General features: G+C 62.9%; 11 protein-coding genes. 9 read left to right on the top strand and 2 right to left on the bottom strand.

Going from position 1 to position 14,026, the window contains the following annotated elements; translation table 11 throughout:
• Positions 1 to 20: 20 nt before the first annotated feature.
• Positions 21 to 1,664, bottom strand: a complete 1,644-nt coding sequence (locus PCJ21_RS12375; RefSeq protein WP_269931705.1) for a putative bifunctional diguanylate cyclase/phosphodiesterase — start codon at positions 1,662 to 1,664, stop codon at positions 21 to 23.
• Between the two features lie 754 nt (positions 1,665 to 2,418).
• On the opposite strand from PCJ21_RS12375, the gene PCJ21_RS12370 reads away from it, so the two are divergent.
• Complete coding sequence (locus tag PCJ21_RS12370) at positions 2,419 to 3,711, top strand: NCS2 family permease (RefSeq protein WP_269931704.1); 1,293 nt, start codon at positions 2,419 to 2,421, stop codon at positions 3,709 to 3,711.
• A 95-nt stretch (positions 3,712 to 3,806) separates the two neighbouring features.
• Here PCJ21_RS12370 and PCJ21_RS12365 read toward each other — a convergent pair whose 3' ends face one another.
• Positions 3,807 to 4,328, bottom strand: a complete 522-nt coding sequence (locus PCJ21_RS12365) for a cytochrome c (protein ID WP_269931774.1) — start codon at positions 4,326 to 4,328, stop codon at positions 3,807 to 3,809.
• A gap of 479 nt (positions 4,329 to 4,807) precedes the next feature.
• Here PCJ21_RS12365 and glpD point away from each other — a divergent pair, with 479 nt between their 5' ends.
• The 8 genes from glpD to glpK all read left to right on the top strand — a co-directional run bounded on the left by glpD (position 4,808) and on the right by glpK (position 14,026).
• Positions 4,808 to 6,337 (top strand): glycerol-3-phosphate dehydrogenase, encoded by a 1,530-nt coding sequence (gene glpD, locus PCJ21_RS12360; protein WP_269931703.1) that lies wholly within the window; start codon positions 4,808 to 4,810, stop codon positions 6,335 to 6,337.
• Positions 6,338 to 6,376: 39 nt separating this feature from the next.
• On the top strand, positions 6,377 to 7,459 hold the full coding sequence (locus tag PCJ21_RS12355) for an ABC transporter ATP-binding protein (protein WP_269931702.1): 1,083 nt from the start codon (positions 6,377 to 6,379) through the stop codon (positions 7,457 to 7,459).
• Between the two features lie 12 nt (positions 7,460 to 7,471).
• Entirely contained in the window at positions 7,472 to 8,539 is a 1,068-nt protein-coding gene (locus tag PCJ21_RS12350) for an ABC transporter ATP-binding protein (protein ID WP_269931701.1), read from the top strand.
• 3 nt (positions 8,540 to 8,542) lie between these two features.
• On the top strand, positions 8,543 to 9,409 hold the full coding sequence (locus tag PCJ21_RS12345; protein WP_269931700.1) for a carbohydrate ABC transporter permease: 867 nt from the start codon (positions 8,543 to 8,545) through the stop codon (positions 9,407 to 9,409).
• 118 nt (positions 9,410 to 9,527) lie between these two features.
• Positions 9,528 to 10,346 (top strand): carbohydrate ABC transporter permease, encoded by an 819-nt coding sequence (locus PCJ21_RS12340; RefSeq protein ID WP_269931773.1) that lies wholly within the window; start codon positions 9,528 to 9,530, stop codon positions 10,344 to 10,346.
• Positions 10,347 to 10,358: 12 nt separating this feature from the next.
• Positions 10,359 to 10,640, top strand: coding sequence for a DUF2160 domain-containing protein (locus tag PCJ21_RS12335; protein ID WP_269931699.1), 282 nt, complete (start codon positions 10,359 to 10,361; stop codon positions 10,638 to 10,640).
• Positions 10,641 to 10,716: 76 nt separating this feature from the next.
• Positions 10,717 to 12,441, top strand: coding sequence for an ABC transporter substrate-binding protein (locus PCJ21_RS12330; protein ID WP_269931698.1), 1,725 nt, complete (start codon positions 10,717 to 10,719; stop codon positions 12,439 to 12,441).
• Positions 12,442 to 12,535: 94 nt separating this feature from the next.
• Entirely contained in the window at positions 12,536 to 14,026 is a 1,491-nt protein-coding gene (gene glpK / locus PCJ21_RS12325; protein WP_269931697.1) for a glycerol kinase GlpK, read from the top strand.

Here is a 14,026-nt window from a genome sequence, read left to right as displayed (position 1 = left end):
TGCGCGTGGACGCCGGCGCGCTATTTATGGCGCCCTTGCCCTTCCAAATCGTGCACTTCCTGCAACGGACGGACGGTGTAGTCGCGCAGCGCCGACACGCTCATGGCCGCGCCCAGGAAGTTGCCTTGCAGGCAATCGCACCCCTCGTCGATCAGCCATCGCGCCTGCCCCTCGGTTTCAACCCCTTCGGCGGTGACGCTGATGCCCAGCCCGTGCGCCAGGCTGAGGATCGATCGCACGATGGTCTGGCTCTTCTGATCGGTGACCAGGTCCTTGATGAAGTACTGGTCGATCTTCAGCGTGTCGAACGGGAAGTTCTTGAGGTAGCCCAGTGACGAGTAATGCGTGCCGAAATCGTCGAGCGAAATCCGGATCCCCAGCACGTTGAGCGTGTTCAGAGTATCGAGATTGTCGACGGTCTGCTCAAGCAGCACTGTTTCGGTGATTTCGAGCTCGATCCGGTCGGCGCGGATGCCGACGCTGTCGATGATCTGGGCGACGGTGTCGGTCAGCGATCCACCCAGGAACTGCGCCGGCGACAAGTTTACCGCAATGGTCAGGGGTGACGGCCAGGTCATGGCCTGCCGGCAAGCCTGTTCGAGTACCCAGCGGCCGATTTCGTCCATGAGGCCATCGGTTTCGGCCATCGGGATGAACACATTTGGCGGAATCAACCCGATTTCGGGATGATTCCAGCGCAACAGCGCCTCGAACCCGACGATTGTAGCCGGCGGACGGATCAGCGGCTGGTATTCGAGGTAAAGCTCGTCGCGCTCCAGCGCCATGCGCAGGCTGCGCCGGAGATTTTCGCGCTGCTCGAGCAGCAACATCATCGAGCGATTGAAGGTGCGGAAGCAGCCGCGACCGTCGCGCTTGGCCGCATAGAGCGCGATATCGGCAGCCTTCATCAGCTCTTCGCTCTCGGTGCCATGTTGTGGGCCGAAGGCGATGCCGACGCTGGCACCGACGAAAAGCGGGATATCGTTGATGATGAACGGCGCCTTGAAGGCATCCACCAAAGCCTCGGCAAGCCATTCGGCATCCCCAGGCTGCCCCTTGCCGTACTGGATGACCGCGAACTCGTCCCCGGCATAGCGATAGGCCGAGTCGCCATCCTGCAACACACCGCGAATGCGATTGGCCGCCAGTTGCAGCAAGGTGTCGCCGGTGCCATGGCCAAGGGTATCGTTGACTGACTTGAAGTCGTCGAGATCGATCTGCAGAAGCGCCGAACGCTCACGTGGCCCGTTGGCGTCGGACAGGATCTCGTCCAGGCGTTCGCTGAAACGCCGCCTGTTCTGCAAGCCGGTCAGCACATCGTGCGTGGCCTGGTGCAGCAGCTTCACATGCTCGGCTTCTTCGACTGGCTTGGCATGCATGTCCGCCGATTCAATGATGCCCAGGCCGTCGGATGTGCGAAACAGCAGCGCTCGAAGCGGCTTGCGGTTGGGCACCAGATGCAGCGCGGTGGTGCATGGCACGCCGTCGCGCAGAACGCGGTCGAGCGCTTCCCGGGATTCGCCGTCGGCAAGCGCCGGATAGATCTCCCACACACTCGCGCCAGCCACCATGGCGCTGCCGCGAATGTCGCCCAGCCGCGCCGCAAATTGCGTCAGACGCAGGTCTCCATCGTAGAATGAGACCAGATCGGCGGTATTCTCCAAGAGATTGGCTAGCCGGGAGTCATTGACCGATGGCTCATGGTGCCCAGCCCCGCTCTTCCCTGCGCCCTTCAGATACCCAAACAAATTCCAAAAGCGGTGCAAGTCCGCATCTCCTCGCCGCTAGTGATTCAAAAACTAGCACAGAGCCGGAAGCGCTTACAAACCTCGTTCCACGACTGTACCAAGATATTGTGCACTGCGAACAGGTTGGGAGCCTCAACTTAAGCCAGCGGTTAACAAGCGCCTCAGAACATGAGTAATTTCTGATATTTAGCAACAGTTGACTGTGGATCTGCAGTAGATGGCGCTGCCACCACCTGCACTTGCCCAGGGCAATCTGACGCCTTGTTGTCGAAACATGCCGCCTAACTTGCCCGGCCCGCCAAAACAGGGAAATTACCGGCGCGTTCTGCCCGGCAGGATGCATGCGTCTTTGCTACATCGTCCAGCCGACCCTGAATTCACCGGCAAAAACACGAAACTGCTTCTAACAGAATTGGCGGTTTGCCCACTTGTGCCTGCAAAGCAACGGGCAGAAGCTGCATCACGTTTGCTCGGCAATCATGCCGGGCGTGGAGCAAACGGTCGCCGCCCGGCTCGGGAAGGCGGCGCCTGCAAGGCGCCGTGAGCTGCTGGCGGCATGAGGGACATCGGATTTCGACGCAAGCCTTGGTGATCCGTGCGGCTTCACGGTTCTCGCCAAAAGCGCGCGTCAGGAACCGCGGAACCTCGACCGCATGGGAGGAAGCAAAGAGTGCTCGAGAAGTATTTCAATCTGAAGGACCAGGGGACATCCGTCCGGACGGAGGTGATCGCCGGCATCACCACTTTCCTCACCATGTCGTACATCATCTTCGTCAACCCCGAGATCCTGTCGACCACCGGCATGGATCGCAACGCCGTGTTCGTGGCAACCTGTCTGGCCGCCGCGCTCGGCTCCATGATTATGGGCCTGCTCGCAAGATGGCCCATCGGCATGGCGCCGGGCATGGGCCTCAACGCCTTCTTCGCCTTCACCGTCGTTGGCGCCATGGGCTTCACCTGGCAGCAGGCGCTGGGCGCCGTGTTCATTTCCGGCGTCATCTTCCTGCTGCTGACGATCAGCGGCATACGCAGCTGGCTGATCGCCGGCATCCCGCATTCGATGCGCAGTGCGATTGCCGCCGGTATCGGCCTGTTCCTCGGCATCATCGCCCTGAAGAGCTCGGGCATCGTGGTGGCGAGCCCGGCGACGCTGGTTACGCTCGGCGACCTCAGCCAGACCGGCACGCTGCTGGCCATCGCCGGCTTCTTCATCATCGCAGCACTCGACGCGCTCAAGGTGCGCGGCGCGATCCTGATCGGCATTCTGATCGTCACCATCGTCTCGATGATGCTCGGCGTCAGCCAGTTCGGCGGTATCGTGTCGATGCCGCCAAGCATCCTGCCGACATTCCTGCAACTCGACATCGTCGGCGCGATGCATTCGGGTCTGGTGCATGTGATCCTGGTGTTCGTTCTGGTCGAGGTGTTCGACGCCACCGGAACCCTGATCGGCGTCGCCAAGCGCGCCGGCCTGATCGAGCCCGGCAAGCCGAACCGCCTCGGTCGCGCGCTGCTCGCCGATTCCACGGCCATCGTCGCCGGTTCGCTGCTCGGTACCAGCAGCACCACCGCCTATGTCGAAAGCGCCTCGGGCGTGCAGGCCGGTGGCCGCACCGGGCTGACGGCAATGGTCGTGGCCGTGCTGTTCCTTGCTGCGCTGTTCTTCTCGCCGCTGGCAGGCTCGGTTCCGGTCTATGCGACCGCGCCTGCCCTGCTCTACGTCGCCTGCCTGATGGTGCGCGAACTGATCGACGTCGAATGGGCCGACATCACCGAAGCAGCGCCCGCCGCGCTGACCGCGCTGATGATGCCGTTCACCTACTCGATCGCCAACGGCCTGGCCTTCGGCTTCGTCAGCTATGCCGTGCTGAAGACGCTGACCGGCCGGCCGGGAGACGTCCACCTGGCAACCTGGCTGGTGGCGGCGCTGTTCGTCATCCGCTTCGCTTTCTTCGCTGGATAAGGCAGTTCCGGCGCGGACAGGCGCCTGGACAAAACTCGGCCCGCCGGGGTTCGCGATGGCGATCCCCGGCGTCTTTTTTGATCCATTCTCACCGGCTATTGCGGCGCTGCGGCTGCCGTCTCGCCGGGTGGCAATATCCTGAACAGGAAGGTCGATACCTTTTCTCCCGGTTTCACGGGATCCGGCACCTTGTGACTGACCGGCTTGACGCTCTGCAGGAAGGCGGCGATGGCGCCTGCATCCTCAGGCGTCAACTGGGCAAATGCATGCCACGGCATGATGGGCGCGAGTTCGCGCCCGTCCGGCCGCTGGCCGGTCTGGATTGCGGCGACGATCTGCTCCCTGGTCCAGTCGCCAATGCCCGTTTCCTTGTCCGGCGTGATGTTGCGCCCGACAAACACGCCGAGACCCGGGATTTCAAAGCCGACGTCGGAGCCGCCCAAAAACTTGGCGTCGTCCGGCTTGCCAAAAAAATAGCCAGGCGTGTGGCAGTCGTTGCACCCGCCGATGGTGACCAGGTATTCGCCGCGCGCAACGTCCTTGTCTTGAGCCTCGGCCGCTGATGCTGCGGTCAACGCTGCGGCCAGCAATGCAAGTCCAAGTGGTGTCCGGTTCATCGCCTCACCCTTTGTCATTTGCTGTTGTGTCGAGCTCGCAAATCCGCCGCGATCTGCCATCCTCCCGCCCCAGGCAGGGGCAAAGGGACCGGCGATTCTGTCATCGCTGCGCCGGCCTGCAAAGTCACCCAATCGGATACGGTCGCGACGCGGCCCGGGCACACTTCCACAGCACGCGAAAAGTGAGCTTTCGTTTTTCCGAATCTCCACGAAAAACGAAACCTTGCATTGCGAAAGATGCCGGGACTGCGCGACTCGACCCGCATTCGCGGAGAATTTGAGCAAAGATGCCCAATAGGCATGGCAGGCGGATGTCCCTCGTATCTCCGCGAGATCCCATCAGGTCGGCATGCTTAACGCAAAGCGAAGGCGCTGCATCATCGGTATATTTCGTTTGACATTCGATCTTGGTTCGAAATAATCCAGCACCAGCTTCGAAAAGGTGCTGGATTGCTGCAGTGCGAAAAGGCGGCGAAGGCGTGAGCATACCGGAAATACACGACATTTTTGTTATCGGCGGCGGCATCAACGGCTGCGGAATTGCACGCGATGCAGTTGGCCGCGGCTATTCGGTCTATCTCGCCGAAATGAACGATCTGGCTTCCGGCACATCATCGTTTTCCACCAAACTCATCCATGGCGGACTGCGCTATCTCGAGCACTACGAGTTCCGCCTGGTGCGCGAGGCACTGATGGAGCGCGAGGTGCTGTGGAAAAACGCACCGCATATCATCTGGCCGATGCGCTTCGTGCTGCCCTACGCCAAAGGTCTGCGCCCGGCATGGCTGATCCGGCTCGGGCTGTTCCTCTATGACCATATCGGCGGCCGCAAGCTGCTGCCGGCGACACGCACGCTGGACATGCGCACCGACGCCGCCGGCAAGCCGCTGAAGCCGATCTTCGCGCGCGCCTTCGAATATTCCGACGGCTGGGTCAACGACGCAAGGCTGGTGGTGCTCAACGCCCGCGACGCCGCCGACCGTGGCGCTATCGTTCGCACCCGCACCAAGGTCACCAGCGCGCGCCGCGAGGCCGACCACTGGACCGTCGAGGTCGAAGACACCCGCACCGGCGCTCGCGAAGAGGTCAAGGCGCGGCTGGTGGTCAACGCGGCAGGGCCGTGGATCGACCACGTGCTGACCGAAACCGTCGGCCAGAACAACGTCCACAACGTTCGCCTCGTTCAGGGCAGCCATATCGTCGTGCGCAGGAAGTTCGACGATCCGCGCGCCTATTTCTTCCAGAACAGGGATGGCCGCATCATCTTCGCCATTCCCTACGAGGAAGACTTTACCCTTATCGGCACCACCGACCAGGACTATGACGGCGACCCGCATGAGGCCAGGATCACTCCGGCCGAGACGTCCTATCTGTGCGAGGCGGCGAGCGAGTACTTCTCGGAACCGGTGAAGCCGGAAGACATCGTCTGGACCTATTCAGGTGTGCGCCCGCTCTATGATGACGGGGCGACGAAGGCGCAGGAAGCGACCCGCGACTACGTGCTGAAGGCCGAGTCGCGCGACGGCCAGGCGGCGATCGTCAACATCTTCGGCGGAAAGATCACCACCTACCGCCGTCTCGCCGAGTCGATGCTCGAGATCATCGAGAAGCACCTCGGCAAGAAGGGCAAGCCCTGGACTGCAGCGGCCGCCCTGCCCGGCGGCGAATTTCCGGCCACCGCCTTCGACGCGGAGGTCGCCAAGCTCAAGTCGGCTTATCCGTTCCTCGAGATGAAGCTCGCCCGGCGGCTGACGCGGCTTTACGGCACCCGGGCAAAAACGCTGCTCGGGCTGGCCAAGTCGGAAGCCGACCTCGGGCGCAATTTCGGCGCCGACCTGTTCGAGGTCGAGGTCCGCTACCTGGTCGCCAACGAATGGGCGATGACTTCGGAAGACATCTTGTGGCGGCGGACCAAGCGCGGGCTCAAGCTCGACGCAGAGCAAGCGGCGGCACTCGACGAATTTCTGCATGGAATTAGCCCAGGCGTGCATCACGCCGCGGCAGAGTAGGCGCACATCCGCCTGCATCTGCCCTCGGGAGGAGGGGAAATGCTGGAACTGCGGAATGTAACCAAGACAGTCGCCGGCGTGGATCACATCCGCGACGTGACGCTTTCGCTTCAGCATGGCAGCCTCAACGTGCTGCTTGGGCCGACGCTGTCGGGGAAAACCAGCCTGATGCGGCTGATGGCGGGGCTTGACCGGCCGACCTCGGGCTCGGTGTGGTTCGACGGAGCGGACGTGACCGGCGTTCCGGTGCAAAGGCGCAATGTCGCCATGGTCTACCAGCAGTTCATCAACTACCCGGCCATGACGGTGTACGAAAACATCGCCTCGCCACTGCGTGTCGCCGGCATGGACGGTGCGAAGATCGACGCCGAGGTCCGGCGGGCGGCCGAACTGTTGAAGCTCACGCCCTATCTCGACCGCACCCCGCTGAACCTGTCTGGCGGGCAGCAGCAGCGCACCGCGCTCGCCCGCGCCATCGTCAAGAACGCCAGGCTGGTGCTGCTCGACGAGCCGCTCGCCAATCTCGACTACAAGCTGCGCGAGGAGTTGCGCGCCGAGTTGCCCAAGATTTTTGCCGAGACCGGCGCGATCTTCGTCTATGCGACGACCGAACCGCACGAGGCGCTGCTCTTGGGGGGCAATGTCGCGACGCTGTCCGAGGGACGCGTCACCCAGTTTGGGCCAACGATCGAGGTGTTCCGCAAGCCGAACGACCTGGTCACGGCGCGCACGTTCGCTGATCCGCCCCTGAACACCATCGTGCTCAGGAAAAGCGGCGACAGCTTCCAGCTTGATGGTGAGGTGGACCTCCCAGTGCCGGAGGAACTCACCGGCATTGCCGACGCGAGCTATACGATCGGCTTCCAGCCCCACCATCTTTCTTTCAACAGGCGCACGACCGACGCGGTCGGCGTGAAGGCCAAGGTCTCGGTGACCGAGATCACCGGGTCGGAAAGCTTTGTCCACCTCGACTTCGCCGATGTGCGCTGGGTGATGCTGGCCCACGGCATCCGCGTCTTCGAACCCGACGAGGCGATCGAGGTGTTCATCGACCCCTGCCACATCATGGTCTTCGACGCGGACGGCCGTTCGGCTGCGCCGCCGCCGCGGCTTGCGGCATAGGAGGAGAGTGAGATGGCGCGCATCGATCTCAACCACATCCGCCACGCCTACGGCGCCCATCCGAAGTCGGAGAGCGACTACGCGCTGCGCGAGGTGCACCACACCTTCGAAGACGGCGGCGCCTATGCCCTGCTCGGCCCCTCGGGTTGCGGCAAGACCACGCTGCTCAACATCATTTCCGGATTGCTGCACGCTTCGCACGGCCAGCTGCTGTTCGATGGCAAGGACGTGACCCGGCTGTCGACGCAGGAACGAAACATCGCCCAGGTGTTCCAGTTCCCGGTCATCTACGACACCATGACGGTGTACGACAATCTCGCCTTCCCCCTGCGCAACCGCGGCGTTGCCGAGCCCGAGGTCGACCGCAAGGTGCGCGAAACGCTCGACATGATCGACCTCGCCGACTGGGCGAAGCGCAAGGCGCGCGGGCTGACCGCCGACCAGAAGCAAAAGATTTCGCTCGGGCGCGGACTGGTGCGCTCCGACGTCAACGCCATCCTGTTCGACGAGCCGCTGACCGTCATCGACCCGCACATGAAGTGGGTGCTGCGTTCGCAGCTGAAGCAGCTACACCGCCGCTTCGGCTACACCATGATCTACGTCACCCACGACCAGACCGAGGCCCTGACCTTCGCCGAGAAGGTGGTGGTGATGTATGACGGCCAGATCGTCCAGATCGGCACGCCGGCGGAACTGTTCGAGCGTCCCCGACATACCTTCGTCGGCTACTTCATCGGCTCGCCGGGCATGAACGTGTTGCCGGTGGCGATCGACGGCCGCCGCGCGCGGCTCGGCGACCATGTGCTCGACCTGCCCGGAACGCCCGAGACCGACGGCAACGCGATCGAGCTCGGCATCCGCCCCGAATACGTCCGGCTGGGCACAAGCGGCATGCCCGTTTCGATCCATAAGGTCGAGGACATCGGCCGCCACAAGGTGGTGCGGGCGCGCCTGGAAGGGCGCGAGATCGCCGCCATCCTCGGCGAGGACGACCATGTGCCGGCGGAACCGCACGTGTCCTTCGACCCGGCCGGCATCAACCTCTACGAAAGATCCTGGCGCGTCGAGATGGGAGCGTAGACCATGGAAAAGACCTGGAACAACAGAGCCTGGTTCATGGTGCTGCCGGTGCTGGTGCTGGTCGCGTTTTCGGCCGTCATCCCGCTGATGACCGTCGTCAACTACTCGGTGCAGGACACCTTCGGCGGCAACCAGTTCTTCTGGGTGGGCAGCGAGTGGTACCAGGAAATCCTGCATTCCGACCGCTTCTGGGCGGCGATGGGGCGCAACCTGCTGTTTTCCGCCATCATCCTTGCGATCCAGATCCCGCTCGGCATCTTCATCGCGCTCAACATGCCGCGCAAGGGCTGGGGCGTGCCGGTGTGCCTGGTGCTGATGGCGCTGCCGCTGCTCATTCCATGGAACGTCGTCGGCACGATCTGGCAGGTATTCGGCCGCATCGACATCGGCCTTCTCGGTCGCGGGCTGGCCGAACTTGGCTTCGACTACAACTACGTCAACGACCCGTTCGACGCCTGGGTGACGGTCATCGTCATGGACGTCTGGCACTGGACCAGCCTTGTCGTGCTGCTTTGCTATGCCGGCCTGGTGTCGATCCCCGACGCCTTCTACCAGGCGGCCAAGATCGACGGCGCCTCGCGCTGGGCGGTGTTCCGCTACATCCAGCTGCCCAAGATGCAGCGCGTGCTTTTGATCGCCGTACTGCTGCGCTTCATGGACAGCTTCATGATCTACACCGAACCGTTCGTCGTTACCGGCGGCGGCCCGGGCAACTCCACCACCTACCTGTCGATCGACCTGGTCAAGATGGCCGTCGGCCAGTTCGACCTTGGGCCGGCGGCGGCGATGTCGATCGTCTACTTCCTCATCGTGCTCCTGCTGTCATGGGTCTTTTACACCGTCATGACCAACTACGACGCGGAGCGCTGAGATGGCCGGGACAAAGGAAATCGTCATCAACGCTGCCGACGACAGCGTTATGCGCAGCGCCGGAACCAGCCGGTCGCAGGCGCATGGCGGCGCCTTCAACGAGGCGCTGGCCAGGCGCATGCGCCGGCGTGGCGAGGAATCGCGGCTCTGGTGGCTGGTGCCGACGCTCTACATCATCTTCCTGATGCTGCCGATCTACTGGCTCATCAACATGAGCTTCAAGTCGAACCAGGAGATCCTCGGCACGTTCTCGCTGTGGCCACAGAACCCGACGCTGCGCAACTACGGCGTCATCTTCTCCGACCCGTCCTGGTACAAGGGCTACATCAACTCGATCATCTATGTGGTGATGAACACCGCGATCTCGATCGCCGTCGCCCTGCCGGCCGCCTACGCCTTCTCGCGCTATCGCTTTCTCGGCGACAAGCACCTGTTCTTCTGGCTTCTGACCAACCGAATGGCGCCGCCGGCGGTGTTCGCCCTGCCCTTCTTCCAGCTTTATTCGGCCTTCGGCCTGATCGACACGCACATCGCCGTTGCGCTGGCGCACTGCCTGTTCAACGTGCCGCTGGCCGTGTGGATCCTCGAAGGCTTCATGTCGGGCGTGCCGAAGGAGATCGACGAGACCGCCTATATCGATGGCTATTCGTTCCCGCGCTTCTTCCTCAAGATCTTCGTGCCGCTGATCGCAAGCGGCATCGGGGTCGCGGCATTCTTCTGCTTCATGTTTTCGTGGGTGGAACTGCTGATCGCCCGCACGCTGACCACGACCGACGCCAAGCCGATCGCCGCGATCATGACCCGCACCGTCTCCGCCTCGGGCATGGACTGGGGCGTGCTCGCCGCGGCCGGCGTGCTGACCATCATTCCTGGCGCGCTCGTGATCTGGTTCGTCCGCAACTACATCGCCAAGGGCTTTGCCCTGGGCCGGGTCTGAGGGAGCGCTGAGATGGACTTTTCCTGGATGGCCTGGACGCTGCCCACAGCAGCCTTCTTCACCACCATCTTCCTTATGCTCGCCGGCATGTGCGTGTGGGAATATTTCTCGCCCGGCGGCAATCCGCGCGTCGGCGTGCTGCGCTTCGAGACGACGCGGGGCGACAGGCTGTTCGTCTCGCTACTCGGCAGCGCTTTCATCAATCTCGCATGGCTGGGTCTCGTCGGACCCAACCTGTGGTGGGCTCTCGCTCTCTGCGTGGTCTACGCTATCGGCGTATTCCGCTTCGTCTAGGGCGAGAAATGTTGGAACCGCGGCAAGCACGCCGCGGCGCCAAAAGGCAATTGCAACCTTGTTTGGGAGGACTGGAATGCGACTGAAAATCTTGACGTCAACCAGCGTGATCGCCCTGCTCTTGGGGGCCAGCAATGCATTTGCCGGGATGGACGAGGCGAAAGCCTTCCTCGATACCGAGATCAAGGACCAATCGGCGCTCGATCGCGCCGCACAGGAAGCCGAAATGCAGTGGTTCATCGATGCCGCGAAACCTTTCGCCGGCATGGATATCAAGGTCGTTTCGGAAACCATCACCACGCACGAATATGAATCAAAGACGCTCGCCAAGGCGTTTACCGACATCACCGGCATCAAGATCACCCACGACCTGATCGGCGAAGGTGACGTCATCGAAAAGCTCCAGACCCAGATGCAGTCGGGCGAAAACATCTATGACGCCTATGTCAACGACTCCGACCTGATCGGCACGCACTGGCGCTACCAGCAGGCGCGCAGCCTGACCGACTGGATGGCCAACGAGGGCAAGGACGTCACCAATCCGGGCCTCGACCTCGCCGACTTCATCGGCTCCAAGTTCACGACTGCTCCTGACGGCAAGCTCTACCAGCTTCCCGACCAGCAGTTCGCCAACCTGTACTGGTTCCGCTACGACTGGTTCAACGACGAGAAAAACAAGGCCGACTTCAAGGCGAAATACGGCTACGACCTCGGCGTTCCGGTCAACTGGTCGGCCTATGAGGACATCGCCGCGTTCTTCACCGGCCGCGACATCAACGGCCAGAAGGTCTATGGCCACATGGACTACGGCAAGAAGGACCCCTCGCTCGGCTGGCGTTTCACCGATGCCTGGCTGTCGATGGCCGGCAATGGCGACAAGGGCCTGCCGAACGGCCTGCCGGTCGACGAATGGGGCATCAAGGTCAACGACAAGTCGCAGCCCGTCGGCTCGTGCGTGGCACGCGGCGGCGACACCAATGGCCCTGCCTCGGTCTACTCGATCGTCAAGTATCTCGACTGGCTGAAGGCCTATGCGCCGCCGGAAGCCCAGGGCATGACCTTCTCGGAATCCGGCCCCGTGCCGGCCCAGGGCGCGATTGCCCAGCAGATCTTCTGGTACACCGCGTTCACGGCCGACATGGTCAAGCCCGGCCTGCCCGTGATGAACGAGGACGGCACGCCGAAGTGGCGCATGGCGCCCTCGCCGCACGGCGTCTACTGGAAGGACGGCATGAAGCTCGGCTACCAGGACGTCGGGTCCTGGACGATCCTCAAGTCAACGCCGGAGGATCGCGCCAAGGCGGCCTGGCTGTATGCCCAGTTCGTCACATCCAAGACGGTGGACACGAAGAAGAGCCATGTCGGCCTGACCTTCGTGCGGCAGTCGACGCTCGATCACAAGAGCTTCACCGACCGCGCGCCGCAGCTTGGCGGCCTGATCGAGTTCTACCGCTCGCCGGCCCGGGTGCAGTGGTCGCCAACCGGCACCAACGTGCCTGACTACCCGAAGCTGGCTCAGCTGTGGTGGCAGGCGATCGGCGATGCGTCTTCCGGCGCCAAGACGGCACAGGAAGCCATGGACTCGCTGTGCGCCGAGCAGGAAAAGGTGATGGAACGGCTCGAACGTGCCGGCATCCAGGGCGACATCGGCCCGAAGATGGCGGAAGAGCACGACCTCGCCTACTGGAATGCGGAAGCGGTCAAGGCCGGCAATCTCGCGCCGCAGCTGAAGATCGAGAACGAAAAGGAAAAGCCGATCACCGTCAACTACGACGAGCTGGTGAAGAGCTGGAGCAAGTAAACATTTCGGGCGAAGCTTTCGCCCGGCCAACTATCCGGGGAGACGGCGCACTGCCGTCTCCCCTATTTGTGCAAGTGACTGCAGGAGTTTGGAAATGAGCGGTTTCGTTTTGGCCATCGACCAAGGCACGACATCCAGTCGGGCAATCGTGTTCGATGCGTCGATGAAGGTTGTCGGCGTCGGCCAGAAGGAATTCACCCAGCATTTTCCCGATTCCGGCTGGGTCGAGCACGATCCGGAGGAGATCTGGCGCAGCGTGGTCGACACATGCAAGACCGCCCTTGCGAAAGCGGGCAAGACTGCCGCGGACATCGCCGCCATCGGCATCACCAACCAGCGCGAAACCGTGGTTATCTGGGACAAGGCGACGGGCAAGCCGATCCACAACGCCATCGTCTGGCAGGATCGCCGGACCGCGGAGCTGTGCGCCAAGCTCAAGAAGCAGGGCCTCGAGCCACGCTTTACCAAGAAGACCGGGCTGCTGCTCGATCCCTATTTCTCCGGCACCAAGATCGCCTGGCTGCTCGACAAGGTGAAAGGCGCACGCAAGCGCGCCGAGCGCGGCGAACTCCTGGCCGGAACCATCGACAGCTTCCTGATCTGGCGGCTTACCGGCGGCAAGGTGCATGCCACAGACGCCACCAATGCCTCGCGCACGCTGGTCTACAACATCGAAAAGAACCTCTGGGACGCCGAGTTGCTCGACATCCTGCGCATTCCGGCCGTCATGTTGCCACAGGTCAAGGACTGCGCCGACGACTATGGGGTCACCGAAAAGAGCCTGTTTGGCGCAGAGATACCGATCCTCGGCGTCGCCGGCGACCAGCAGGCGGCGACCATCGGCCAGGCCTGCTTCGACCCGGGCATGATGAAGTCGACCTATGGAACGGGGTGCTTCGCCATCCTCAACACCGGGAGCGACATCGTCCGGTCAAAGAACCGGCTGCTGACAACCATCGCCTACCGGCTCGACGGCAAGACGACCTATGCACTCGAAGGCTCGATCTTCGTTGCGGGGGCTGCCGTGCAATGGTTGCGCGACGGCATCAAGGTGATCGGCAAGGCCGAGCACAGCGGCGAGCTCGCGGCGCATGCCGACGACAACCAGAACGTCTATCTGGTGCCGGCCTTCGTCGGTCTCGGCGCGCCCCATTGGGATGCCGAGGCGCGCGGAGCGATCTACGGCCTGACACGCAACACCGGCCCTGCCGAATTCGCCCGGGCAGCATTGGAGTCCGTTGCCTATCAGACCCGCGACCTGCTCGACGCGATGAAGAAGGACTGGAAGACCAAGAACGGCAAGACGGTGTTGCGCGTCGATGGCGGCATGGTCGCCTCGGACTGGACCATGCAGCGGCTGGCCGACATCCTCGATGCGCCGGTTGACCGCCCGACCGTGCTGGAGACGACGGCGCTGGGCGCCGCATGGCTGGCGGGTTCGCGGGCCGGCGTCTGGCCGAAGGCGAAGGAATTCGCCAAGGCATGGGCGCTCGACCGCCAGTTCAAGCCGGACATGGAGCCCAAGCTGCGCACCGCCAAGCTCAAGGGCTGGCACGACGCTGTGCGTCGGACGCTGACCCCATGA

Source organism: Aminobacter sp. HY435 (assembly GCF_027568395.1).
Lineage (GTDB): Bacteria > Pseudomonadota > Alphaproteobacteria > Rhizobiales > Rhizobiaceae > Aminobacter.
This window is presented reverse-complemented; position numbering and strand designations above follow the sequence as displayed.